This is a genomic window from Micromonospora sp. PTRAS2, assembly GCF_054052245.1.
On record NZ_JBSWBU010000001.1, the window covers coordinates 460,890 to 485,680 of the forward strand.

At 73.5% G+C, this 24,791-nt stretch carries 18 protein-coding genes; 11 read left to right on the top strand and 7 right to left on the bottom strand.

Annotated elements, in window-relative coordinates; translation table 11 throughout:
* Positions 1 to 237 precede the first annotated feature (237 nt).
* The gene (locus ACVMYR_RS02220) at positions 238 to 1,041 is read left to right on the top strand and encodes an HAD family hydrolase (protein ID WP_077935689.1); all 804 of its coding nucleotides are present in this window, start codon (positions 238 to 240) and stop codon (positions 1,039 to 1,041) included.
* A gap of 60 nt (positions 1,042 to 1,101) precedes the next feature.
* On the opposite strand, the gene ACVMYR_RS02225 is transcribed toward ACVMYR_RS02220, so the two are convergent.
* Entirely contained in the window at positions 1,102 to 1,848 is a 747-nt protein-coding gene (locus ACVMYR_RS02225; protein ID WP_457121000.1) for an oxidoreductase, read from the bottom strand.
* A 213-nt stretch (positions 1,849 to 2,061) separates the two neighbouring features.
* On the opposite strand from ACVMYR_RS02225, the gene acs reads away from it, so the two are divergent.
* The 4 genes from acs to ACVMYR_RS02245 all read left to right on the top strand — a co-directional run bounded on the left by acs (position 2,062) and on the right by ACVMYR_RS02245 (position 10,904).
* Positions 2,062 to 4,026, top strand: a complete 1,965-nt coding sequence (acs, locus tag ACVMYR_RS02230; protein WP_457121001.1) for an acetate--CoA ligase — start codon at positions 2,062 to 2,064, stop codon at positions 4,024 to 4,026.
* Positions 4,027 to 4,280: 254 nt separating this feature from the next.
* Entirely contained in the window at positions 4,281 to 7,073 is a 2,793-nt protein-coding gene (locus tag ACVMYR_RS02235; protein WP_228986485.1) for an immune inhibitor A domain-containing protein, read from the top strand.
* A 333-nt stretch (positions 7,074 to 7,406) separates the two neighbouring features.
* Complete coding sequence (locus ACVMYR_RS02240) at positions 7,407 to 9,839, top strand: immune inhibitor A domain-containing protein (RefSeq protein WP_077935686.1); 2,433 nt, start codon at positions 7,407 to 7,409, stop codon at positions 9,837 to 9,839.
* A 132-nt stretch (positions 9,840 to 9,971) separates the two neighbouring features.
* Positions 9,972 to 10,904 (top strand): alpha/beta fold hydrolase, encoded by a 933-nt coding sequence (locus ACVMYR_RS02245; protein WP_043961451.1) that lies wholly within the window; start codon positions 9,972 to 9,974, stop codon positions 10,902 to 10,904.
* 34 nt (positions 10,905 to 10,938) lie between these two features.
* On the opposite strand, the gene ACVMYR_RS02250 is transcribed toward ACVMYR_RS02245, so the two are convergent.
* Positions 10,939 to 11,304 carry a hypothetical protein gene (locus ACVMYR_RS02250; RefSeq protein ID WP_043961450.1) on the bottom strand — a complete coding sequence of 122 codons (366 nt, stop codon included), beginning with the start codon at positions 11,302 to 11,304 and terminating at the stop codon, positions 10,939 to 10,941.
* Positions 11,301 to 14,564: an SseB family protein gene (locus ACVMYR_RS02255; RefSeq protein ID WP_457121002.1), complete on the bottom strand. Its 3,264-nt coding sequence runs from the start codon at positions 14,562 to 14,564 to the stop codon at positions 11,301 to 11,303. Before ACVMYR_RS02255 ends, ACVMYR_RS02250 begins: the two co-directional genes overlap by 4 nt.
* Before the next feature lie 150 nt (positions 14,565 to 14,714).
* On the opposite strand from ACVMYR_RS02255, the gene mycP reads away from it, so the two are divergent.
* The gene (gene mycP, locus ACVMYR_RS02260) at positions 14,715 to 15,932 is read left to right on the top strand and encodes a type VII secretion-associated serine protease mycosin (protein ID WP_431891597.1); all 1,218 of its coding nucleotides are present in this window, start codon (positions 14,715 to 14,717) and stop codon (positions 15,930 to 15,932) included.
* A 76-nt stretch (positions 15,933 to 16,008) separates the two neighbouring features.
* Here the strand turns inward: mycP and ACVMYR_RS02265 are convergent, their stop codons facing one another.
* Together ACVMYR_RS02265 and ACVMYR_RS02270 are read right to left on the bottom strand one after the other, a co-directional pair.
* A complete protein-coding gene (locus ACVMYR_RS02265) occupies positions 16,009 to 16,302 on the bottom strand; it encodes a WXG100 family type VII secretion target (protein WP_043961448.1) in 294 nt (97 codons plus the stop codon).
* A 25-nt stretch (positions 16,303 to 16,327) separates the two neighbouring features.
* Positions 16,328 to 16,645, bottom strand: coding sequence for a WXG100 family type VII secretion target (locus ACVMYR_RS02270; protein ID WP_043963744.1), 318 nt, complete (start codon positions 16,643 to 16,645; stop codon positions 16,328 to 16,330).
* A 282-nt stretch (positions 16,646 to 16,927) separates the two neighbouring features.
* On the opposite strand from ACVMYR_RS02270, the gene eccE reads away from it, so the two are divergent.
* From eccE to rarD, 4 genes are all read left to right on the top strand, one after another.
* Positions 16,928 to 18,760, top strand: a complete 1,833-nt coding sequence (gene eccE / locus ACVMYR_RS02275) for a type VII secretion protein EccE (RefSeq protein ID WP_457121003.1) — start codon at positions 16,928 to 16,930, stop codon at positions 18,758 to 18,760.
* Positions 18,761 to 18,839: 79 nt separating this feature from the next.
* Positions 18,840 to 19,226: a phage holin family protein gene (locus ACVMYR_RS02280; RefSeq protein ID WP_043961446.1), complete on the top strand. Its 387-nt coding sequence runs from the start codon at positions 18,840 to 18,842 to the stop codon at positions 19,224 to 19,226.
* Between the two features lie 82 nt (positions 19,227 to 19,308).
* Entirely contained in the window at positions 19,309 to 19,749 is a 441-nt protein-coding gene (locus tag ACVMYR_RS02285) for a GNAT family N-acetyltransferase (protein ID WP_077935681.1), read from the top strand.
* Complete coding sequence (gene rarD / locus ACVMYR_RS02290; protein WP_077935680.1) at positions 19,746 to 20,696, top strand: EamA family transporter RarD; 951 nt, start codon at positions 19,746 to 19,748, stop codon at positions 20,694 to 20,696. The genes ACVMYR_RS02285 and rarD overlap by 4 nt, the downstream gene beginning before the upstream one ends.
* Positions 20,697 to 21,071: 375 nt before the next feature.
* Here the strand turns inward: rarD and ACVMYR_RS02295 are convergent, their stop codons facing one another.
* Both ACVMYR_RS02295 and ACVMYR_RS02300 read right to left on the bottom strand, forming a co-directional pair.
* The gene (locus tag ACVMYR_RS02295; RefSeq protein WP_077935679.1) at positions 21,072 to 21,770 is read right to left on the bottom strand and encodes an anti-sigma factor family protein; all 699 of its coding nucleotides are present in this window, start codon (positions 21,768 to 21,770) and stop codon (positions 21,072 to 21,074) included.
* On the bottom strand, positions 21,767 to 22,384 hold the full coding sequence (locus ACVMYR_RS02300) for a sigma-70 family RNA polymerase sigma factor (RefSeq protein WP_255700226.1): 618 nt from the start codon (positions 22,382 to 22,384) through the stop codon (positions 21,767 to 21,769). Before ACVMYR_RS02300 ends, ACVMYR_RS02295 begins: the two co-directional genes overlap by 4 nt.
* A gap of 151 nt (positions 22,385 to 22,535) precedes the next feature.
* Between ACVMYR_RS02300 and ACVMYR_RS02305 the strand changes: the two genes are divergently transcribed.
* Positions 22,536 to 24,662, top strand: coding sequence for a PhoX family protein (locus tag ACVMYR_RS02305; RefSeq protein ID WP_431891589.1), 2,127 nt, complete (start codon positions 22,536 to 22,538; stop codon positions 24,660 to 24,662).
* Positions 24,663 to 24,791 lie beyond the last annotated feature (129 nt).

The window sequence follows — 24,791 nt, forward strand, 5'->3', positions numbered from 1 at the left end:
GATCGCCGAGGGCCTGCTGTCGTACGACAACGCGAATGTGCGTCGCAAGAACAAGCATGCCTGAGCAAACCGGTATACGTCGAGTGGTGTCGCCTCCACTCCCTGCGAAATCATCGCCGGAGAATGTGACTGCCGTCACTGACGGCAGGGGGTGGAGGAGGTCGCCGTAGGGGCCGGGCCGGAGTCCGTACCCCAGGCACCCGCCGACCATAGACCATCCGGCTAGACTTTCGCGCCGTGGGCCGAAGTGCCGCTTTTTTCGATCTGGACAAGACCGTCATCGCCAAGTCGAGCGCCTTGGCGTTTGGTCGGCCGTTCTACCGGGATGGGCTGATCACCCGGCGGGACGTGGTGAAGTCGGCGTACGCGCAGCTGATGTTCCGGCTGGGCGGCACCGACGAGCAGACCATGGCCAAGACCCGGGACTACCTGGCCGCGCTGTGCAAGGGCTGGCAGGTGGAGCAGGTCCGCCAGATCGTCGCGGAGACACTGCACGAGCTGATCAACCCCTACGTGTACGCCGAGGCGGCGGCCCTGATCGAGCAGCACCAGGCCGCCGGGCGGGACGTCGTGCTGGTCTCCGCCTCCGGGGAGGAGATGGTCCGGCCGATCGGCGAGCTGCTCGGGATCACTGACGTGATCGCCACGCGGATGGCGGTGGCGAACGGCCGGTACAGCGGTGAGGTGGAGTTCTACGCGGCCGGTCCGAGCAAGGTCGAGGCGGTCAGCGAGCTGGCCCGGCAGCGCGGCTACGACCTGGCCGACTCGTACGCGTACTCCGATTCGATGAGCGACCGGCCGCTGCTGGAGTGCGTGGGGCATCCGTCGGTGGTCAACCCGGACCGGGCGCTGCGCAGGCTGGCCACCGAGAACGCCTGGCCGGTGCTGGAGTTCCGGCACCCGATCCCGCTGGGCCGCCGGCTGCGGGAGCGCCCGGCGGTGCCGGTCGCCGCGGCGGCGCTGGGCGTCGGGGTCGGGGTGGCGATCGGCATCGCCTGGTACGGCCGGCACCGCCGCACGCGCACCACCCCCGTGGCCTGACCGGCAGCCCCACGAGCGGTCAGGGCGGCCCGGCCAGGCCAGCCGGGTCAGCCAGCCGGGTCAGGCGGCGGCGAGGATCTCGTCGCCGACGGCGGTGAGCTGGTCGGCGCCGAGCTCGACGGCGGCCATGTAGTGCCGCAGCCAGGAGCGCAGCCCGTCGGGGGTGCCGGTGGCGAACGCCCCGGCCGCGCCGACGTATTCGGGTTCGCGCTCGCGGTGGCCGACGTCGACGCCGACGAGCCCGCGGGGGTCGAAACCGGTGGACATCAGGACGAGCCGGGCGGCTCCCCGGGCCACCAGGCCGGACGGCCCGGCGAACGGGCGCAGGTTGAGCAGCTCGCCGTGCACGACGGCGGCGAGCACGAGCGGGGGCACGGCGGTGCCGCCGGCGACGAGCCCGGCCAGGCCGTCGAGCCGGGCGGCGACGACCGGGTCGGCCACCGGCCGCCCCAGCTCATTTTCGGGTACGACGTCCCGGGCGGCGAGCACGTGCAGCCGGGCGAGGACCTGCCGGGGCGACGTCGGCCAGCGCTCGGTCAGGCCGGGCAGCGCCCCGGCGACCCGCAGCGCGCCCTGGCTCACCGGGTCGGTGACCGTGCCGGCCCGGACGGACTCGCGGTCGTGGGCGTACCCCTCCAGGGCGGCGCTGGCCACGGCGGAGCGGAGGCTGACCTCGGCGGCGACCTGGCCACCGTGCCGGCGCAGCGCGCGGTGCCGCATCGCCTGGTCGACGCGCTCGCGGGCCCGCTCGACGGCGGGGGCGATGTCGGCGAGCGCGAGCAGGGGCGCGAGCGGATCAGCGGTCACGCTGCCACGCTAGCCATCTGCGAGGACGGCGGGTAAGAAGGGGACCCTTCTCTACCGTATGCGTTAACAGGGGGCCCTTCCTTACAGCTCGGCGCGTGGCGGGGGCCGCTCGGCGCGCGTGGGTTCGGGGAGCTGTCGCGGCCTCCGGCCGCCCCGACTAACCTCTGCGGGGGTAGGAGACGCAGGTCACGCGAGCGACGAGGGAGTCACGGCATGAGCGAGGCACTGGCCAACTTGCTGAACGAGACGCGGCAGTTCCCGCCGCCGGCCGCACTCGCCGCGAACGCCAACGTGACCGCCGACGCGTACGCCGAGGCCGCCGCCGACCGGCTGGCGTTCTGGGAGCGGCAGGCCGGGCGGCTGGCCTGGGCGCAGCAGTGGGAGCAGGTGCTCGACTGGTCGAACCCGCCGTTCGCGAAGTGGTTCGTCGGCGGCCGGCTGAACGTGGCGTACAACTGCCTGGACCGGCACGTGGAGGCGGGCAACGGCGACCGGGTGGCCATCCACTGGGAGGGCGAGCCGGGCGACACCCGCACCATCACGTACGCCGACCTGCACCGGATGACCTGCCAGGCGGCGAATGCGCTGACCGACCTGGGCGTGGTGGCCGGTGACCGGGTGGCGATCTACCTGCCGATGGTGCCGGAGGCGGCGGTGGCGATGCTGGCGTGCGCCCGGATCGGCGCGACGCACAGCGTGGTCTTCGGCGGCTTCTCCGCCGACTCGCTGAGCAACCGCATCCAGGACGCCACCGCCAAGGTGGTGATCACCGCCGACGGCGGGTACCGCCGGGGGAAGCCGTCGGCGTTGAAGCCGACCGTGGACGAGGCGGTGGCGAAGTGCCCGTCGGTGGAGCACGTGCTGGTGGTCCGCCGCACCGGTGAGGAGGTCGCCTGGTCGGCGAAGGACCACTGGTGGCACGAGACGGTGGAGACCGCGTCGGCGGAGCACACCGCGCAGCCGTTCGACGCCGAGCACCCGCTGTTCATCCTCTACACCTCGGGCACGACGGCCCGGCCGAAGGGCATCCTGCACACCACGGGCGGCTACCTGACGCAGGCGGCGTACACGGCGCACGCGGTGTTCGACCTGAAGCCGGAGACGGACGTCTACTGGTGCACCGCCGACATCGGCTGGGTGACGGGGCACTCCTACATCGTGTACGGGCCGCTGGCCAACGGCGTCACCCAGGTCATGTACGAGGGCACCCCGGACACCCCGCACAAGGGCCGGTTCTGGGAGATCGTCGACCGGTACCAGGTGAGCATCCTGTACACCGCGCCGACGCTGATCCGCACGATGATGAAGTGGGGCGACGACATCCCCGCCGGGCACGACCTGTCCTCGCTGCGGCTGCTGGGCAGCGTCGGCGAGCCGATCAACCCCGAGGCGTGGATGTGGTACAGGCAGCACGTGGGCCGGGGTGAGCTGCCGATCGTGGACACGTGGTGGCAGACCGAGACGGGCGCGATCATGATCTCGCCGCTGCCCGGGGTCACGGAGACCAAGCCGGGTTCGGCGATGACCCCGCTGCCGGGCATCGTGGCCGACGTGGTGGACGACCAGGGCCAGTCGGTGCCGAACGGCGGCGGCGGTTACCTGGTGCTGCGCGAGCCGTGGCCGTCGATGCTGCGCACGATCTGGGGCGACGACAACCGGTTCGTCGAGACGTACTGGTCGCGGTTCGAGGGCATGTACTTCGCCGGGGACGGGGCGAAGAAGGACGACGACGGGCACATCTGGCTGCTGGGCCGGGTGGACGACGTGATGCTGGTGTCGGGCCACAACATCTCCACCACGGAGGTCGAGTCGGCGCTGGTGTCGCACCCGTCGGTGGCGGAGGCGGCGGTGGTGGGCGCGACCGACCCGACGACGGGGCAGGCGATCGTGGCGTTCGCCATCCCGCGCGGCTCGGTCGACGCGGCCGGCGAGGCGGGCGAGCAGCTGATCGCGGACCTGCGCAACCACGTGGCGCGCACGCTCGGCCCGATCGCCAAGCCGCGGCAGATCATGCTGGTGCCGGAGCTGCCGAAGACCCGCTCCGGCAAGATCATGCGCCGGTTGCTGCGGGACGTCGCGGAGAACCGGTCGCTGGGCGACGTGACGACCCTGCAGGACTCCTCGGTGATGGAGCTGATCTCCTCGGGGATGGGTGGCGGCAAGTCCGACGAGGACTGACGTAGGACGTACCTTTCGGAGGGTGGCGGGCCCCGCGCGGGCCGCCACCCTCCGTGTCTGTCTTTGTGAACGGTGCGTGACGAAGGGGTGTCGGTCGGTCGGTTGAGGGGCACCGGCTGAACGGACACAGGGGACGCCACCCCCTGTCGGAAGGGTTCTTTCTCCTTTAGGTTCAGCCGCATCGGTCGGTTCGACGGATGTCTCTGCCGTGCGCGCCGGCCGGCTCCACGCCCATGCCCGAGAAACGGAGCGGCATGCACATGATTCCGCAACGACGGTCACGCCGACGCCTACTCGTCGCGCTGCCCGCCATCGCCCTCGCGGCCACGTCACTGACCGTGACGGGGACTGCGTCGGCCCAGACGTCCGGCCCGGCTCCTGCCACGATCGGGGCGGACGAGCACTACATCAACTACGCCGAGCCCGAGGTGCAGCCGGACACCGCCGGCAAGGAGGTCAAGGGCGCCGACGGCGTGTACACCACGGCGGCGGACGAGGCCCGGGCCTACGACCGCAAGTACGCCGCGGGCAACCCGACGACCGCCAAGCAGCTGGCGAAGCTGGAGGCCCAGTCGATCCGCTCCGGCAAGAGCCCCCGGTGGATCAAGAAGGCCCCGAGCACCCAGAAGGCGAAGCTGCTCACCCTGCTGGTGGAGTTCAACGACCAGGCCAACGACGACTTCACCGGCACGATGGTGCCGAAGACGGTCTTCGAGGACCGGACGTGCGTCCCCGGCACGGTGCAGAACGGGCCGAAGCACAACAACATCCCGAACCCGGCGAGCCTGCCGCACAAGGACAACAACTCGTTCTGGGTGCCGGACTTCTCCCCGGCCCACTTCGACAAGATGCTCTACACGAAGACGGGCATCACCGAGCGGGTCCGCAAGGACCTGAAGGGCCCGGACGGCAAGAAGGGCATCAGCCTCGCCGGCCGGACCATGCACAACATGTACCTGGAGATGTCCAAGGGCGCGTACACGGTGGACGGGCAGGCCAGCCCGTGGATCACCGTGCCGCACTCGGAGGGCTGGTACGCGGCGTCGCGCTGCTTCCAGGACGAGAACGGCGACTGGGTCGCCGGGCGTGAGCAGGCCATGAACGGCCACCCGGACAACCCGGCCGGGGCGGGCCGGCTGGCCACCGACGCGATCGACGCGCTGGCCGCCATGGACCCGAGCTTCCCGTGGGCCGACTACGACATCGAGGACCAGAGCGACCGCGACGGCGACGGCAACCTCTTCGAGCCGGACGGCGTGATCGACCACCTGGTGCTGGTGCACGCCGGCCAGGGCAAGTCCCGCGGCGGCGGCGCCGAGGGCACGTACGCGGTGTGGGCGCACTCCTCGACCGTTCCGGGCGGCTACACCATCCCCGGCACGCAGCTGAAGGTGTCGAACTACATCGTGCAGCCGGAGGACGCCGGCGTCGGCGTCTTCGCCCACGAGTACGGGCACGACCTGGGCCTGCCGGACCTCTACGACACGTCCGGCAACGCCGACTCCGACGTGGACTTCTGGGACCTGATGGCCTCCGGGTCGCACAGCGGCGAGATCTTCCAGGCGCTCCCCACCCACATGGGCATCTGGGACAAGTGGGTGCTCGGCTGGGCCGACCCGGTGACGGTCGCCCCCGGCTCCGCCCCGCGCACCATCAAGCTCGGGCAGACCTCCCGCACGCCGGTCGGCACGGCCGACGGCATCAAGGTGGACCTGCCGGACAAGGTGATCACCCTGGCCACCCCGCACAGCGGGTCGAACATGTGGCACAGCGGCGCCGACCAGAACTGGGCGGACGTCAAGCTGAGCCGTTCGGTGAGCGTCCCCTCGGCCGCCGACGCCAAGTTCTGGATGTGGAACAACTACATCATCGAGGAGGACTGGGACTACGGCTTCGTCGAGCTCTCCACCGACGGCGGGGCGACCTGGTCCGAGCAGAAGGTCTACGACGCGGACGGCACCGTCGTCACCACGCCGGACAATTACGCCGACCCGAACGGCCGGATGGCCGACTTCGGCGGCAAGAAGTACGGCCTGACCGGCTCGTCCGGCGGCTGGCGGCACGACTACGTCGACCTGTCGGCGTACGCGGGGCAGACCGTGCAGCTGCGGCTGCGGCAGGCCACCGACGAGGCGTTCGTGGAGCGCGGCTGGTTCGCCGACGACTTCTCGGTCACCGGCGGCGGCGCCACCACCTGGAGCGACGATGTCGAGGGCGGGGCGAACGGCTGGACCCCCACCGGCGGCAGCTTCACCGACACCACCGGCGCGGGTTGGAAGACCAACTCGGGCACCGAGGTCCGGGCGCACTACTACCTGGCCGAGTGGCGTAACTTCGACGGCTTCGACAAGGGCCTGAAGTACGCGTACGACACGGTGTACTCGCACGAGGCGTGGAAGGTCGACCGGATCTCCTACAACGCCCCGGGCATGCTGGTCTGGTACCGCGACACGGCGCTCGGCGACGTCAACCACGTCACCGGGCAGCTGACCGCCCTGCCGAGCTACGGCGCCAAGGGTGGCCTGCTGATCGTCGACTCGCACTTCGACCCGCTGCGGCGGCAGGGCACGGCGGCCGAGAAGGACCCGTCGGTGCTGGACAACCTGCCCAGCCGGCCCCAGTCGTCGAACGCGGCGTTCGGCCTGAAGAAGACGTACTCCTTCAAGGAGTGCCTGGAGGCGGCGGACGAGCCGTACAGCGAGTACTGCACGAGCTTCCCGGCGCAGCCGGCGGTGCCGCAGTTCACCGACTCCAAGGGCTGGTACCCGGGCATCGAGATCCGGGACGGCTCGCCGTACGCGCGGGACAGCGACGCCTCCGTGGTGCTGCCGTCGCGCGGCAACGTGCCGTACACCACCCGGGTGGTCAACCCGGACGGCACCCCGGCGCCCTCGTTCTACGGGGTCACCCTGGGTGGCGGGGCGATCGTCCTGGGCACCGGCAACCCCGGTGACGCGAACGCCGCGTACGGGGTTTCGCTGACGGTGAAGAAGACCGCGTGGAACAACGCCGTCGCCACGGTGAAGGTGACCGCGGCGACCCCGTGACGACGGGCGGCAACTGATCGGAAGATCAACGAAGGGGCCGGTGGCGGCGACGCCACCGGCCCCTTCCGCATTTATCCGACCACACCCATCGAGATTCGTCGCTGCAATTCGCCGTCGGGCGTCCGCGCTGCTCAGCCTGCCGCCGAAGGCGATCGGTGTGACGGTGAAAAGCGTTCTCAACAAAAGTTTGCAACAAATCGACGCACGCGTCTTCCCACCCGTCCCGCGAGACTCTATGTTCACCATTGGTCCCACAGTCGGGACGACTCACCGGCTCCTACCCCCGTTGGGCCGGTTCCCTCACACCGGAGGTACCACGTGCGGAAAGTCGCAGTGGGTCTGCTCGGGCTTTCGTTGACGGCGACGGGTCTGGTGGTCGCCACGACCGCCAACGCGGCGCCGACCGCGAAGCTCCCGACGGCCGCCCCGTCGGCCGCCGAGAAGGCCCCAGCGGATCACGATCTGCCGGACAAGCTCGAGGACAAGCGCCGCGCGCTCCGCCAGGAGGGCCTCAGCGAGGTCCTCTCCGGCCGGGCCAAGGCCCAGAAGATCAACGGCAGCACCGTCGTCAAGGTCGGCAAGACCGCCGGCGGCGCGGCCTCCGCGGCCGGCGCGCGCAGCGCCAAGAAGGGCCAGAAGGACCAGTACGTCGAGCTGGCCCGGGAGCGCACCGACAAGATCTTCGTCATCCTCGCCGAGTTCGGCGACGAGCGGGACCCCGCGTACCCGGACAAGGACACCAACCCGAACATCGCCGGGCCGACCACCTTCGACGGGCCGCTGCACAACGAGATCCCCCAGCCCAACCGGGCGGTGGACAACTCGACCGTCTGGCAGGCCGACTACAGCGCGGACTACTTCCGCCAGCTGTACTTCGGCACCGGGCAGGGCGACGAGTCGCTCAAGCAGTACTACGAGGCCCAGTCGTCCGGGCGCTACACCGTCGACGGCATGGTCACCGACTGGGTGAAGGTCAAGTACAACGCGGCCCGCTACGGCCGCTCGGACGACCCGATCGCGGACGACGACACCGACAACCCGGCCAACGACCCGGCGGTCTGCGCGGACAACATCTGCCAGAACACCTGGGACCTGGTTCGCGACGCCGCCAACCAGTGGGTCGCCGACCAGAAGGCCAAGGGCCGCACCGACGCCCAGATCAAGGCCGACATGCAGTCCTACGACCAGTGGGACCGGTTCGACTACGACGGCGACGGCGACTTCAACGAGCCGGACGGCTACATCGACCACTTCCAGATCGTCCACTCCGGCGGCGACCAGGCCGACGGCGACCCGCACCAGGGTGAGGACGCCATCTGGAGCCACCGCTGGTCGGCTTACAACACCTCGCGCACCGGCCCGGCGAACTTCCCGATCGGTGGCACCCAGATCGGCAACACCGGCGTCTGGATCCGCGACTACACCATCCAGCCGGAGAACGGCGGCCGGAGCGTCTTCTACCACGAGTACGCTCACGACCTGGGCCTGCCGGACGACTACAACAACCTCAACGGCGGCGACAACAACAACGAGCACTGGACCCTGATGGCCCAGAGCCGGCTCTCCGCCAAGAACGACGCCGGCATCGGCGAGCGCGGCGGCGACCTCGGCGCCTGGAACAAGCTCCAGCTCGGCTGGCTCGACTACGAGGTGGTCAAGGCCGGCCAGAAGAAGACCCTGGAGCTCGGCCCGCAGGAATACAACACGGCCAAGCCGCAGGCCGCCGTGGTGGTCCTGCCGCAGCGGGAGTACACCTTCGACTACGGCGCGCCGTTCGAGGGCAGCAAGCAGTTCTTCTCCGGCAACGACGACGACCTGGACAACACCCTGACCAGGACGATCGACCTGACCGGGAAGACCTCGGCGGCCCTGTCGCTCAAGGGCCGGTTCGACATCGAGTCCGGCTACGACTACCTCTTCTTCGAGGCGTCGACCGACGGCGGCTCCACCTGGAACGCGCTGCCCGGCACCGTGAACGGCAAGCCGATCCCGCCGGTGTCCAGCAGCGACCCGACGCCGGGCCTCAGCGGCAGCAGCAACGGCGCGTGGACCGACATCAACATCCCGCTCAACGCCCTGACCGGCAAGAGCATCCAGTTCCGGTTCCACTACATCACCGACGGTGGCGTGGCCGAGGGCGGCTTCTTCGGTGACAACATCACCGTGACCGCCGACGGCCAGACGCTGTCCAGCGACGGCGCCGAGAGCGGCACCGGCGACTGGGCCGCCAAGGGCTGGAGCATCGTCGACGAGACCTACACCCGGCTCTTCGACAACTACTACATCGCCGGCCACCGGTCCTACGTCTCGTACGACCAGTACCTCAAGACCGGCCCGTACTACTTCGGCTACGGCAACACCCGCCCGGACTACGTGGACCACTACGCGTACCAGGAGGGCCTGCTGATCTCGTACTGGAACCTCCGGTTCGCGGACAACGACACGTTCGAGCACCCGGGCGAGGGTCGTAACATGATCATCGACTCGCGTCCGCAGCCGATCTACAACCTGACCGGCAACCCGTGGCGGGCCCGCGTCCAGGTGTACGACGCGCCGTTCAGCACGAAGAAGGCGGACTCGTTCACGCTGCACATCAACGGGCAGGCCCAGTACATCCGGGGTCAGGCCGCGCAGCCGCTGTTCGACGACACCAAGCAGTACTGGTTCCCGGAGCTGCCGAACCACGGCGTCAAGGTCCCGGCCACCGGCACCAAGATCAAGGTGCTGGAGCAGAACGGCACCTCGATCAAGGTCCGCTTCTCCTGATCCGCTGACCAGTACGCGCTGATCCATTGATCGGCATGCGCTGATCGACCGCTCCACCGCGATGCCCGGGCAGGCCACCTGCCCGGGCATCGCCCTTTCCGCCCCGGTGCTCCGGGGTCCTAGGCTGGGGTCATGACCGAGCAGCGCGGCGGGGCCGTCGACGAGTCCTGCGTCCTGACCGAGGGGCCGTGGACGCACCGGTTCGTCGGGGCCAACGGCAGCCGCTTCCACGTCGTCGAGGCCGGCACCGGCCCGATGGTGCTCCTCCTGCACGGCTTCCCCGAGCACTGGTGGGCCTGGCACGACGTGCTGCCGGCCGTCGCCGACGCCGGTTTCCGGGCCGTCGCGGTCGACCTGCGCGGCTACGGGGCCAGCGACAAGCCGCCCCGGGGGTACGACGGCTACACCCTCGCCGCCGACGTCGCCGGCCTGATCCGGGGCCTCGGCGAACGCTCCGCCACCGTCGTCGGCACCGGTGCCGGCGGCCTGATCGGCTGGACCGCCGCCTCGTTCCACCCGTCGCTGGTCCGCCGGCTCGTCGTGCTCGGCGCGCCCCACCCCCTGCGGCTGCGGGCCGCGATCTTCGCCGATCCGCGCGGCCAGTTCGCCGCCGCCACCCCGGCCCTGAAGTTCCAGCTTCCCCGCTATGAGCACGTGCTCACCCGCGACGACGCGGCGGCCGTCGAGGAGATGCTGCGCCGCTGGGGCGGCCCCCGGTGGGTCGACGGCCCCGACTTCGACGCGTACGCCCGGCGCTGCCGGGAGGCGATGCGGATCCCGCAGGCCGCGTTCTGCGCGCTGGAGGGCTACCGCTGGGCGTTCCGCTCGGTGCTGCGGCTGCACGGCTACCGGTTCGTGCGGCTGATGCAGAAGCCCCTGGTCACCCCGACGCTGCAACTGCACGGCGCGTTGGACGTCGCGTCCCTGCCGCGCACCGCCCAGGGCTCCGGCCGCTACGTGACGGCCCCCTACGAGTGGCGGCTGCTCGACGACGTGGGCCACTTCCCGCACGTCGAGGCGCGGGACGTGGTGCTCGGCGAGATCCTGCGCTGGGCGAAGTCCTGAGCGGCTCCCGCCCCGACCCTGGCCGCCCGTCGGGTCAGAGCCGCTGCTCGCGCAGGTCGGCGACCGCGCCGGCCGGGGCCCAGCCCTGATAGACCCCGAAGTCGAAGACCTCCAGCCCCATCGCCTGCGCCACCGGCCACCGGCCACCCGTGTACTCGACCCGCAGCCAGCCGTCGTGCTCGGCGAGGACGATGAACGGCTGGCCCTGCCACGTGCAGGTGGTCCGCACGTACGCCAACTCCTCCACCTCGGACGCGGGCAGCACCCGGACGTACCGGCCGGGGCGGATCTCCTCGAACCCCTCGCCGGGCTCGGGCTGGTAGAGCCGCACGTCGTCGCCGTCGGGGCTGGCCTGGTATTCCCGGCCCCGCCAGCGGGCCACGTAGCCGTCGCGCATCAGTCCTCACCGGCCCGACGCCACAGCAGCGCGTCCGTGTCCAGGGTCGCGACCACCCGTTCGGTGCCGTCCGCCCCGATCCGCCAGAGCTGCGCACCGTGCGGCAGCCGGGCGCTGTCCACCTTGAACTCGGCCACCACGTCGCTGCTGTCTCCCGGTGCGAAACCGTTGCCCCGGAACGGTGGACGCTCGATGACCCACCCCTCCATGGCCCGCATGGCGCCCTCGTTCTGGCCGCCGTACGGGATGCGGTAGAGGCTCGGCCGGTGGGCGGGCCAGCGCAGGACGTAGATCTCCTCCGCGTCCCGCGAGAACGGCGAGCCCGGGTGGCTCAGGCCGAGCGCGTCGTGCAGCTTAGCCGGGGTGTTCAGGTGGGCCAGCTCGCTGGCCCGGTGCACGAAGCCGGAGACCCGGTCGTAGCCGCGCTCCAGGTAGTAGGAGAGCTGGCTCGGGGCGACGGCCTTCTGCATCACCACCGGCCGGTTCGGGTCGACAGGCGGCGGCGCCTGCCGGGACGCGCCGGCCGACGGCGCGGCTGCCGGCTGCGGCTCCGGCTCGCTCTCGACGTCGTCGCCGAGCCCCACGTCGGCGGCCCAGTTCGCCAGCGCGACGATCTGCTCCCCGGGCAGCTTCGCGCCCACCGGGGTGTTGGGGTTCACCGCGAACGACCAGGCGTCGTCCGGCCAGCGGCGGATGAGCTGGGCGAACTTGACCGACACGGTCTCCACCGGACCGTCGGCGTGGTCGGCCAGCCGCTCGGCGGAGGTGTAGACCACGACGTAGCGTTCGCCGTCCAGCCGCTCGGTCCGCCAGACGAAGCCCGGCTCGCCGGGGCGGCTGCCGTCGGCCGAGTCCGGTGCCACCGGGAGCAGCACCCGGGCCAGCAGCAGGGTGGAGAGGAAGGTGTCGGTGCTGCCGGTGCCGGCGGCGGCGAGCAGGTCCTCCTCGACCTCGTTCGCCGGCTGGAACTCGGGGGCGGGCGACGCGACGGGCTCCGGGCCCGGATCCTGCTCAGTCACCTGCTCCGGATCGGCGACGACTCCGCTCGGTGTCGTGGCCTCGCCGGCCGGTGCGGCGCTGTCGGCCGGCGGGGGCCCGTCGGTGGGTGCGGGCCCGTCGGCCGCAGCGGGACCGTCGGACACGTCGGTCGACGTCGGCAGGTCAGGCGCGGCCGGGATCGGATCGGTGGGGGCGCCCGGCTGGAAGAGGGACCCGGCCGACGGGTCCGGCGTGGGCCGCCTCGACGGGGTGAACAGGGACACCGTCGCCTCCGCGTCGGCGGTGCCGACGGGCGGGGCGGTGGCTGCGGAGCCGGCCAGGGTGATGGGCGCGGTCGCTCCGTCGGCGGACCCGGCGACGGACGGGTCGACCCCGACCGGGTCGGGGACCGGCTCGGTCGGCACCGTCGTGCCCAGCGCAACGGTCGGCTCCGGCGGGACCGTCACGCCCAACGCGACGGTCGCGTCGGGCGAAGCCGTGGTGCCCAACGGAACGGTCAGATCCGGCGAAGCCGTGGTGCCCAACGGCACGGTCAGGTCCGGCGGAGTCGTGGTGCCCAGCGAGACCGTCGCGTCGAGGGAGACCGTCGCGTCCGGCGGGGCCACCGGGTCCGGCAGGGCTGCCGGCTCCGCGGCGGGCAGGTCGCGCGCCTCGATGATCGTGCCCTCGATGACGATCGGCGAGAAGGACTGGCGGGGCGCGGGCGGCGCGGAGACCGGCTCGGCGATCGAGGCGGTCACCTCCTCGACCACTTCCTCGACCGGAGCGGGGCCGGGACGCTCCCGCAGGGGCCGGGTCGGCTCCTCGTCGGCCGCACCGGGGCGGGGGCGCACGAACGCCGGCTCGGCCGCCGGCGCGGGGCCGCGACGCGGCAGGTCCTCCGCCACCCCGGCACCGGTCGTGCCGAAGGCGCGGGTCGGCTCGTCCGCGCCCGCGCCACCCGCCGGGCCGAAGAGTCCGGCCGCCGCGCCGCCGGCCGCCGCCGCGAAGGAACGGGTCGGCTCGTCGCCGGGCGGCACGGCCCGGAAGGCCCTGGTCGGCTCCTCCGCCGGCGACGGCCGGGGCGGCACCCCGGGCGGCACGGCGCCGCCGGGACGCAGGAGGCGGGTCGGCTCGTCGTGGGCCGCAGCGGAGCCGGGCGCGTCTGTCGGCGACGCCGCCGGTGCCGCCCCGGCCCGGGAGATCGGCACCGTCGGCGGCTCCGGGGCGGGAGCCGGAGCCGGGGCCGGACGGAAGGGCTGGGTCGGTTGCTCGGCGAGCGGGTCCGACGCGGGACGCCGCCGGGGGAACGGCTGGCCACCGCCGCCGAATCCCCGGGACTGCGGCGCGGGCCGCTCGGCGGGACGGCGGGGTTCGCCGAGCACCCGGGCCGCGCGGCTGCGGCCGGACGCCGGTTCGAAGAAGGAGCTGGGCTGGTGGGGTGGCCCCGGCGCGGCGGCGGGTGGGGGGTTGCCGGTCGGCGTCGCCTCGCCCGGCGGGACCTCCACGGGCGGCCGCCGCCGGGGGACGTTCAACCACGCCGAGCCGCCCGGCGCAGGCTCGCCGCCGGGCGTACCGGCGGGGGCGGCGGAGGCGGGAGCGGGGCCGGCGTCGCGGGGCCGGCCGCCCCCCGGCCCGTCCGGGCGCGGCGGGGCCGGGGGCAGGTCGGCCCCCTGTGGACGGGGCGGGGCCGCCGGCGACACGGTGAGCCGGGTGGTGGGCGTGCCGGCGACGTCGGCGGGCCCGGTGTTCGGTGTGCCCGGCAGCGGGCCCACGGCCGCCGCGCCGGGCGCGGGCGACACCGGCGCGTCCCGGCCGGGGACCACCGCGGTGGCCCGGGCCTTCGCGGCGGACTCCACGCGGTCGAGGCGGGCGCGGGCACCGAGGGTGCGGCCCGGCAGCCGCACGTCGCCCCTGGAGAGCTGGGAGACGAACCAGGCGGGCAGGTAGCCCTCGATGGGCAGCCCCGGGTTGACCGCCAGCCACCACTCGTGGTTGGGCCATTCGGCGGCGAGGTCGGCGTACGCGCTGCGCCGGGTGGGCGCGGGGTTGCCGCCGAGGCAGGCCCGCAGCGCGGCGGGCGACGTGAAGGCCAGCACGTGCGTCCGGCCGCCGGTGGTCCAGGTGCCCCACCCCATCGGGACCTGCCCGGCCAGGGCCTCCGCGGAGACCGGCAGCAGCAGGTCGGTGCGGGCCAGGATCCGGAAGTAGAGCTCCTGGTCGTTGGCGCGGAGGGCGTCCCGCATCGCCGCTTCGGCCTCGGTAGCCGGCTCCCAGTCGGTCACGGCCACCTCTCCTCCCGCCATCAGGCCATAGCCATCGCGTACAACCTACAAGGTGGTAACAAGATCACAATGGCTGGCCGGGGACGCCCCGCCGGACAATCCGGATGCGGATAACATCCGGTTTCGAAGCCGACACGATACGGAGGCGTGATGCCCCGGCCCACCGCGCGTCCGGCCCTCGCCGCAGCGGCCGCGGCCCTGTTGGCCGCCCTCCCCGTCGCCCCGGCGCAGGCGGCCGGCGCGCATCGCGCGGCCCCCGGCTGCGCCACCCCGCCGGCCCCGGCACGGCCGGTCGCGGCCACCCCGTGGCCGCAGCAACGGTACGCCCCGCAGCGGCTCGCCGCGCTGGCCAGCGGGGCCGGCGTCACCGTCGGGGTGATCGACTCGGGGGTGGACCGCCGGCACCCGCAACTGGCCGGGCGGGTCACCGCCGGGGCCGACTTCCTCGACCCGGGCGGCGACGGCAGCGGCGACTGCGCCGGGCACGGCACCGGTGTGGCGAGCATCATCGCGGCCGAGCCCCGCGCCGGCGTCGCGTTCCAGGGCCTCGCGCCGGGCGCCCGCATCCTGCCCGTACGCGTCAGCGAGCAGCAGGTGGTCGAGGGGCGCGAGTCGGGGCGCACGGTCAGCGCCGCCGACTTCGCCCGGGCGATCCGCTGGGCGGTCGACCACGGGGCCGACGTGGTGAACCTCTCCGTCGTGCTCTACACCGACAACCCGGCCGTCCGGTCGGCGGTCGGCTATGCCGTCGCACGGGACGTGGTCGTGGTGGCCGCCGCCGGCAACCTGCACGACAGCGGCGACCCGCGACCGTACCCGGCGGCGTACGACGGGGTGCTGGGGGTGGGTGCGATCGGCGCCGACGGCCGGCGGGCCGACTTCTCGCAGACCGGCCCGTACGTCGACCTGGTCGCCCCGGGCGGCGAGGTGCTGATGGCCGCCCCGGGGCAGGGTCACCGCCGGGCCGAGGGCACCAGCTACGCCGCCCCGTTCGTGGCGGCCACCGCCGCCCTCGTCCGCCAGTACCGGCCGGAGTTGACGGCTGGGCAGGTGACGCGGCAGATCCTCGCCACGGTCGACCCGGCACCCGGCAACGGCACCGGCGGCGGGTACGGCGCGGGGGTGCTCAACCCGTACCGGGCGGTCACCGAGACGTGGACGGGCCCGCAGGGGCCGGGTAGACAGGCCGTGGCCCTGCCGGCGGGCGAGGTCGACCCGGCGCTGGTCGCCCGTCAGGCCCGGCGGGCGGCGGCCCGGGACCGGGCGGTGGCCGTCGCGGCCGTCGCCGGGTCGGCCGTGGCGAGCGCGGTGCTGCTGGCGGTGGTGCTGCCCCGGGGCGGTCGCCGCCGCTGGCGGCCGGCGGCCTGACCGGCTGCGGTGGCGGCGCCCGGCGTTGCCGCCGAACGCCGCCGTCGCCGCCGCTCACCGGAGCGGGCCGCCGCGCTCACTGGAACAGGTTGACGTTCCGCTTCTCGGTGTCGAGGTAGTCGTGCGCGGAGTCGTCGACCGCGAGCTTGATGTCGCGCAGCATCGCCTGGAGATCCTGCGAGGCGGAGCGCCACCGGGCCTGCCGCTGCTCGTACGCCTGGCGGGCCTCGCCGTCCCAGCTCGCCACCAGCGGGGCGGCGTCGCGTTCGAGCTGGCCGAGCTGGCTGTCCAGCGTGTTCAACGCCCGCTGGATGTCGGCGCCCGCCTGCTGCAGCGCGGCGAAGTTGACGACCAGAACCCCATGGTCCATCGGATGATCCCCTTTCCGGGAGGTGCTACAGCGGCAGCTGGATGCCGCGGTTGGTGCCGGCGACCCGGCTGGCGGCTTCGTTGTCGGACACGTCGTACTGCTGGCCGGCGGTGCGGATGGCGGTGGCGGTCTCCCGCAGGGCCCGCTGCAACGCCGCCTGGTCCTGCGACCACTGCCGCTTCACCTGCTCGAACGAGCGCCCGCCGGCACCCCGCCAGGCCTGCTGCAACACCTCCAGCTCGGCCAGCAGGCCGGTCAGCATGGCCTGCAGGGACTGGTCAACCTGCTCGAACTTCGCGGCGGTCTGCTGCATCACCGCGGCTTCTGCCTGGGTCTGGGACACCCCGGACGTCACCTCGTCTCCTCGATCGTGGCTGGCCGTCGGACGCGCCCGCGGCGGACGCGCCGCTCGCCTGTCCCGGCGGCGCGCCGGGGCGGGACAGGGTCAGCCGATTCGTCGCTGACGGTAGCGGCCCGGTGGCGGTTGTGCTACCCCGCCCCGCTCCCCTGTGGACAACCTCGGCTCCCGTGATCTCGGGGTGGAACCATACGATGACGCTGCGGAACCGCCCGCGGTCACGCCCCGGGCCACGGCGGCGTTCCGGGCGGGCGTTGAGGAGGCGCGGTGACGGCCAGCACGACCACGGCCCCGGTCCAGCCGGCGCACCGGCAGCCGCTGCCCCCACAGTGGATCCCGGCCACCACCCGGCGGGGCCCGGCCGGGGTACGGGTCGGTCAGGTGGTCGCCACGCAGGCGGCGGTGGCGCTGGTCGCCGCCGGGGTCGGCCGGGGCGCGGCCGCGACCGTGGCCGCCGTCGCGGTGGCCGCGCCGCTGCTGGCCGGCGCCTGGGTGCGGGTGCGGGGGCGCTGGCTGTTCTCCTGGCTCGGCGTCGCCGCCGGCCACCTGTCCCGCCGGCGGGCCCTGGCGGCGACCACCGGCCCGGGGGCGCTGCTGGGGCTGCTCGACCCCGGCGCGGTGGTCCGCGCGGCGGAGCTGGCCGGCGGCCCGGCCGCCGTGGTCGACGACGCCGAGGGCCTGACCGCCGTGCTGGAGGTCGGCGACCCGGGTGACCTGCTCGGCGACGGGCCCCGGGCGCTGCCCCCGCCGTCGACGCTGCTGCCGCCGGTCTCCCCGGAGCTGCCCCCGGTCCGGCTCCAGCTCCTGCTCAGCGGCTCTCCGGCACCCGCCGTCGCGGTCGGGGGGAGCACGGTGGCGACGTCGTACCGGCAGCTCACCGACGGGCTGCTGGCCGGGCGCGACTCGGCGCTGCTGGCGGTACGGGTGCTGCGGGTGGACGGGTGGACCGACGAGGACCTACGGGCCGCCCTGTCCGGGGTGGTCCGGCGGATCGTGCGCCGGCTGGGGCCGGTGACCGCCCGTCCGCTCGGCGAGCACGCCGCTCCCCGCGTACTCGCCGAGCTGGCCCATCACGACGGCGGCGGACCGATGGTGGAGACCTGGCCGGCCGTGCGGACGGGGGCGCTGTGCCAGACCACCCTCCGGGTGCGGCGCGGGCCGGACCCGTCCACCGACGCGGGGCGGCGGCTGGTGCCCCGGCTGCTCACCCTGCCGGCCGCCGCGACCACGGTGTCGCTGTGCGTGGGGCCGCGCGCCGGTGCCGGCGGCGTGACCGTGCCGGCCGAGCTGACCGTACGCCTGGCCGCCTGGACCCCGGCCGAGCTGGCGGCGGCGACGCAGGCGTTGCGGCGGCTGGCCGACGGCGCGGGCGCGGAGGTCGACCGGCTCGACGGCCAGCAACTCCCCGCGTTGGCGGGCACACTGCCCCTCGCCCTCGCCGTTCCGGGCGCGGCGGTCGACCCGGCGGTCCTCGACGAGCTGGAACTGCCGGTCGGCGACGCGGGGCTGATGGTCGGCGCGAACCGGCGCGGGGCGGCGGTGACGATCCGGCTGTTCCGGCCGGAGGGCACCCGGTTGGTGCTGGTCGGCGGGGTGCGCGTCGCGCAACTGCTGGCCCTGCGGGCGCTGGCGCTGGGCGCCCGGGTGGCGGTCCAGACGACCCGGCCTCGGGCGTGGGAGCCCTTCGTCCGGGGCGTCGCCACGCCCGACGGGCCGATCCCGGTGCTGCCGCCGGGCCGCGCGGTGGGTTCGGCGGCCGGTTCGGCGCTGCGTCCGATGCTGCTCGTGGTGGACGCGGGCCCGCTGCCCGCCGACGCCGATCCCGGGTCGGCCTGGCGCTCCACGCTGGTGGTCCGGGACGGCCTGACCACGTCCGACGTCGACCAGCTGGGCCGCGCCGACCTGGTCGTGCTGCAACCGCTGCGTCCCGCCGAGGCCGCGTTGGCCGGTGCCGCGCTCGGCCTCGGCGGCTCGGCCGAGTGGCTGACCCGCATCCGGGAGGACATGGTGGCGGTGGTGAACCGCCGGGCGCTGCGCTGGGCGCTGCTGTCGCCGACCCCCATCGAGTCGCAACTGATCGGCCGACCCGATCGGGGTTGACGCGGCCGGGGCGGGGTCCGACGGCACCGGGCGGTCGGCGGGTTCCGCCGGTGGCGGGTCCGTGGCACCATCCGTGGCCATGGGTTTCCTGAAGGGTCTTCTGATCCGGTTGGGCAGCACGGCGGTGGCCTTCTGGCTGGCCACTCTGCTCATTCCGGGCATCACGCTCGACACGGGTTCGGCCACCGAGGCGATCGTCACGCTGCTGCTCGTGGCGGTCATCTTCGGGGTCGTCAACGCCGTGCTCCAGCCGATCGTCAAGACCGTGGGCTGCGGCTTCTACCTGCTGACGCTGGGCCTGATCGCCCTGGTCGTCAACGGCCTGCTGTTCCTGCTGACGAGTTGGATCGCGGGCGAGGCCGGGCTGCCGTTCCACGTGGACGGCTTCTGGCCGGAGGCGGTGCTCGGCGCCCTGTTCGTCGGCGTCGTGACCTGGCTGCTGGGCGCGGTCCTCGACCGCGACTGAGGCGGGCGGGGGCGGTCCCGGCCGGGTCGGGGTGGGCGGATTCACGGCGCGCGGGGCCGGGCGGGCACGCTAGCGTCGCAGGGTGTTCACCCTGACCCGCGACGACGGCCACCAGCTCAGCACCGACCCCGCCCGGCTCGACCTCGACCTCGTGCACCACTGGCTCTCCACCGACGCGTACTGGGCGCTGGGGCGGGACCGGGAGACCGTCGGCCGGGCGTTCGCCGGCTCGCTGCCCTACGGGGTCTACCGCCCCGGTGACGGTCGGCAGGTGGCGGTGGCCCGGGTGGTGACCGACGGCGCGACGTTCGCCTGGCTCTGCGACGTCTACGTGGACCGGTCGGCCCGGGGTCGCGGGCTGGGCACCTGGCTGGCCGGCGGGGTCCGCGACCACCTGGCCACGCTCGGCGTACGCCGGATCGTGCTGGCCACCTCCGACGCGCACGGGGTCTACGCGAAGATCGGCTTCACCCCCGTCGACCCGGGGCGCTGGATGGAGTACGACGGGCGGGGGCAGGCGTGAGCCCGCTCCGCCTCGGCTACCTCTACGGCATCGGCGCGTACCTGCTCTGGGGGTTCTTCCCGCTCTACCTCAGGGCGCTCAAGCCGGCCGGCCCGCTGGAGATCCTGGCGCACCGGATCGTCTGGTCGGTGCTCTTCGTCGCGCTGCTGCTCGCCGCGCTGCGCAACGTGGGCTTCCTGCGCCGGCTGGCGCGCCGGCCCCGGGCGCTGGCCGGCATCGCCGTGGCCGCCGCGCTCATCGCGGTCAACTGGGGCACCTACATCTACGGCGTGAACTCGGCGCGGGTGGTGGAGACGGCCCTCGGCTACTTCATCACCCCGCTGGTGTCGGTGCTGCTCGGGGTGACCGTGCTGCGGGAGCGCCTGCGCCCCGGGCAGTGGCTGGCGCTGGGCATCGGCACGGCGGCGGTGGCCGTGCTCACCGTCGACTACGGCCACCTGCCCTGGCTCGCGCTCGTCCTGGCCGTCAGCTTCGCCGCGTACGGGCTGGTCAAGAAGCGCCTCGGGCTGCCGGCGGCGGAGGGGCTGTTCGTGGAGTCGGCGGTGCTCGCCCTGCCCGCCCTCGGCTATCTCGGCTGGCTCGCCGCCGCCGGTGGCCTGGCCTTCGGTCACGTCTCGGCCGGGCACACCGCGCTGCTGGTGCTGGCCGGCGCGGCCACCGCGACCCCGCTGCTGCTCTTCGCCGGTGCCGCGAACCGGCTGTCGCTGACGGCGCTGGGCATGCTCCAGTACCTCGCCCCGATCCTCCAGCTCGGCTGCGGGGTGCTGATCTTCCACGAGCCGATGCCCCCGGCCCGGCTCGCCGGCTTCGCCCTGGTCTGGCTGGCCCTGCTGACCTTCACCGCTGACGCCCTGCGCCATTCCCGCCGCGCACGCCGCGCCCGCCGCCCCGGTGCCGCCCGGCCGCTCGCGCCGTCGCCGGTGGGGCAGGGGACGACGGCCCCCTGAGCGCCCGCCGCCGCACCTCGTCGCTTTCCGTCGCTTTCCGTGATGGGATGCGGTGCCGATCGCGGCGCCCCACCGGGCTGACCGTCAGTCACCACCGCTCGACCTCGCCACGGACCTCGCGCCCCCTTTGCTCTGCACCCATCCACGCAGCACCACCCGCGAGCTGGGAACATGAGGATCACGCGCTCGCGGCGACCCCGCCGGCCGGTTGCGCCGCGTGACCGTTGCGTATATGGGTGCAGAGCAAATGGGTGCATCCGGGGGTGACCCGGCCGGGTAGGACAACTACGCGCCGCAACATCGCCGAGGCCAGCAACGCGCACGATCACCGCCCCCGCGCGGGAGCACAGTCCCCCGGCGGAGCCCCGACGGGGCTCAGCGGACGTCGTAGGCGAGGACCGGGGTGCCGTCGGCGCGCAGGAGTTCCAGGCGGACCAGCTCACCGTCGGTGAAGTGGGTGGTGGCGGTGAGGCTCAGCTCGTCGCCGGGGGCGGCCAGCCAGGAGCCGATCTGCTCCGTCGCGCCGTCCGGGCCGTGCGCCATCAGCCGGAAGGTGTACGCCTCGCGGTGCCCGGCCCGCCGGTCGTACCCGCAGCGCATGGTGACCTCGGTGCCCCACGGCGTGCCGGTCAGCGCCACCTCGGCGCGCACCGGCACCGTGCCGGCGATCGGCCGCATGGACGCCAGCGCGATCTGCGGGGTGGGCTTCGGCGCGACCTCGACGGGCGGCCGGAGGGTGGCCGCGCCGAGCCCGGCGAGCACCGCCAGGACGGCGGCGGCCAGCGCGGTCAGGGCGTACCGGCGGCGGGCGGCCGACCGCTCGCGGCGTCGGCGGCGACGGGCGGCGTCGAGCAGCGCGGGCACCCGGGAGATCTCGGCGGGCGGCTCCAGAAACTGCTCCAGCCCGGCCGGGTCGAGCCGGCCGAGCAGCCCGGGGAGCACGGCGATCTCGGCCACCGCGTCCCGGCAGGAGGCGCAGCCGCCGAGGTGCCGCTCGTAGGCGGCCCGGTCGGCGGGGGCGAGCGCGCCCAGCACGTACGCGCCGTCGTCGTGCGCGAACTCGCAGCGGGTCATCCCGTCACCCCCATCTCGGCCAGCGCCAACCGCAGTGAGCGCAGCGCGTAGTGGGTACGGGACTTGACCGTCCCCGGCGGCACGCCCAGCCGGACCGCCGCCTCGGACACCGAACGCCCCTGGTAGAAGCACTCGATCAGCACCTCGCGGTGGGTCGGGCTGAGCCGGTTCAACGCCTCGGCGACCGTCCACGCCTCCACTGCGCGCTCCGCCTCGTCGATCGTCTCCGGGGGTTCGGGCAACTCGTCGGTGTAGATCTCGCCTACCCGGGTCGAGCGCCGCCGCCACGCGTCGATGGCCAGGTTGCGGGCCGTGGTGAACAGCCACGCCCGCACCGACCCGCGCGTCGGGTCGAGCGACTCCGGGTGCCGCCAGGCCCGCAGCAGCGTCTCCTGCACCAGGTCCTCGGCCCGGGTCCGGTCGCCGTTGACCAGCCGCAGGGCGTGCGCGTAGAGCGCGTCCGCATGCTCGTCGTGCAGCGCGCGCAGCAGTTGGGCGTCGTGGTCGCTGATGACGACCTCCTCGCTGTCGCCGGAGTCCAGCGGCTCCCGCTGTCGAACGCGTCCAGCGGTGCGTTCGCCGGACAGTACGTACGGTGCCGCCGATCGGTTCATCCGCAGGTCGACGGGGAGGTCAGGCGCAGGTGTTCACATCCGGTTCATGTTCGGGCCGACCCGCGCTCACCGCGCCCTCCTAGCGTCCGCCGGGTACGCACGTCGGAGGGCTGACCCCGGCGTGCACCGACTTCCTTGGAGGCACCTCCCGATGAGCGACCGACCCCGGCTGCTCCCCCTGCTGGGCGCCACCCGCCACGGCAGCCGTGACGCCATGACCTGTCTCTACCGGTGCGGCAACGCCTGTGACCACCCGGTGCCCAACACGTCCGACAACCCGTACCTCGGCGACATCGTGGACGCCGAGGTGTCCCGGCGCGGCGTGGTCCGGGCCGGCGCGGTCGGTGCGCTCGTCCTGGGCTTCGGCGGCGCGGCCGCCGGGGCGCTGGCCGGTGCCGGCGCCGCGTCCGCCGCGCCGGCCGACCCGGTCGTGCCGGAGGCCGCCGGGTTCGGCCGCCCGGCCGGCGGGGTGGGCAGCGGCGCGCTGACCTTCCGGCCGATCCCGCCGAACAAGCTCGACACCCTGGTCGTGCCCAACGGGTACGACCACAGTGTCGTGATCCGCTGGGGCGACCCGGTGGTGCCGGGCGCGCCCGGATTCGACGTGCACGCGCAGACCGCCGCGAAGCAGGCCAAGCAGTTCGGCTACAACAACGACTTCGTCGGCGTGCTGCCGCTGGACAAGCGGGGCCGCCGGGCGCTGCTCGTGGTCAACCACGAGTACACCAACGAGGACCTGATGTTCCCCGGCTTCACCAGCCTCGACGCGCTCACCGTCGAGCAGGTGAAGGTCGCCATGGCGGCGCACGGCATGTCCGTGGTCGAGCTGGAGCGGGTCGACGGCACCGGGCAGTGGCGGCCGGTCGAAAGCGGCCGGCGGCCGTACAACCGGCGGGTCACCGCACTGGCCACGAAGTTCGAGCTGACCGGCCCGGCCGCCGGCTCGGCGTGGCTGCGTACCGCCGCCGACCCGAAGGGCCGGACGGTGGTCGGCACGCTGAACAACTGCGCGGGCGGCGTCACCCCGTGGGGCACGGTGCTCTCCGGCGAGGAGAACTTCAACCAGTACTTCGTCGGCGGGGACGCCGCGCCGGAGGAGCTGAAGCCGAAGCTGGCCCGCTACGGCATCAACACCACCGAGCGGTACCCGAGCGGCAACCGCAAGTGGGACCGCGCCGACGAGCGCTTCGACCTGGCGAAGAACCCGTACGAGGCGCACCGCTTCGGCTGGGTCGTCGAGATCGACCCGTTCGACCCGGAGAGCCGGCCGCGCAAGCACACTGCGCTCGGCCGGTTCAAGCACGAGGGCGCGAACGTCATCGTCGCCCGCACCGGCCACGTGGTGGCCTACATGGGCGACGACGAGCGGTTCGACTACCTCTACAAGTTCGTCTCCGACAAGAAGTTCATGGCCGGCGACTCGTGGGTGGCCCGCAAGCACAACCTGACCCTGCTGGAGTCGGGCACCCTGTACGTGGCGCAGCTCGAAGGCAACTCGGCCGCCGAGATCGACGGCTCCGGCAAGCTCCCCGCCGACGGGGCGTTCAACGGCCGGGGCCGCTGGATCAAGCTGGTCAGCGGCAACCGCTCGTACGTCGACGGGATGACCGCCGCGGACGTGCTCACCTTCACCCGGCTGGCCGGCGACAAGGTCGGCGCGACCAAGATGGACCGCCCGGAGGACGTCGAGCCGAGCCTGCTGACCGGCAAGGTGTACGTGGCGCTGACCAACAACACCGACCGCGGCAAGGCGGGCAAGGCCCCGGCCGACGAGGCCAACCCGCGCAACCTCAACAAGCACGGTCAGATCCTGGAGCTGGTCGAGGACGGCAACAACAACGCCGCCGAGACGTTCGCCTGGTCGCTGCCGATCGTCTGCGGCGACCCGACCGACCCGTCGACCCACTTCGCCGGGTACGACAAGGCGAAGGTCTCCCCGATCTCCTGCCCGGACAACGTCGCCTTCGACGCCACCGGCAACCTCTGGATCTCGACCGACGGCAACGCGCTGGGCAGCAACGACGGCCTGTTCGCCACCGCCGTCGAGGGCCCGGAGCGGGGGCACCTGAAGCAGTTCCTCACGGTGCCGCTGGGCGCGGAGACCTGCGGCCCGTTCATCACCGGCGACAACCGCTCGGTGTTCGTGGCGGTGCAGCACCCGGGTGAGATCACCGGGGCGACCGTGGAGAACCCGGCGTCGACGTGGCCCGACGGCGACTACGCCAAGCCCGGCGTGGTGGTCACCTGGCGGCTGGACGGCGGCCCGATCGGCAGCTGACCCCGCTGGGCGTCGCGGCGGGCCCCCTCCCCACCAGGGAGGGGGCCCGTCCCGTTTCGGCTCTCGACGGCGTCGGTCCTCGACGACGGCTCAGTTCTCGGCGGTGCCGGCTCAGTTCTCGGCGGTGCC

Excerpts from the sequence above, each read along its gene's own strand:
- acs (WP_457121001.1), top strand. The coding sequence starts at position 2,062 with ATGAGCGAGGCACTGGCCAACTTGCTGAACGAGACGCGGCAGTTCCCG.
- ACVMYR_RS02235 (WP_228986485.1), top strand. The coding sequence starts at position 4,281 with ATGCACATGATTCCGCAACGACGGTCACGCCGACGCCTACTCGTCGCG.
- ACVMYR_RS02245 (WP_043961451.1), top strand. The coding sequence starts at position 9,972 with ATGACCGAGCAGCGCGGCGGGGCCGTCGACGAGTCCTGCGTCCTGACC.
- mycP (WP_431891597.1), top strand. The coding sequence starts at position 14,715 with ATGCCCCGGCCCACCGCGCGTCCGGCCCTCGCCGCAGCGGCCGCGGCC.
- ACVMYR_RS02265 (WP_043961448.1), bottom strand. The coding sequence starts at position 16,302 with ATGGACCATGGGGTTCTGGTCGTCAACTTCGCCGCGCTGCAGCAGGCG.
- ACVMYR_RS02280 (WP_043961446.1), top strand. The coding sequence starts at position 18,840 with ATGGGTTTCCTGAAGGGTCTTCTGATCCGGTTGGGCAGCACGGCGGTG.
- ACVMYR_RS02295 (WP_077935679.1), bottom strand. The coding sequence starts at position 21,770 with ATGACCCGCTGCGAGTTCGCGCACGACGACGGCGCGTACGTGCTGGGC.
- ACVMYR_RS02300 (WP_255700226.1), bottom strand. The coding sequence starts at position 22,384 with ATGAACCGATCGGCGGCACCGTACGTACTGTCCGGCGAACGCACCGCT.
- ACVMYR_RS02305 (WP_431891589.1), top strand. The coding sequence starts at position 22,536 with ATGAGCGACCGACCCCGGCTGCTCCCCCTGCTGGGCGCCACCCGCCAC.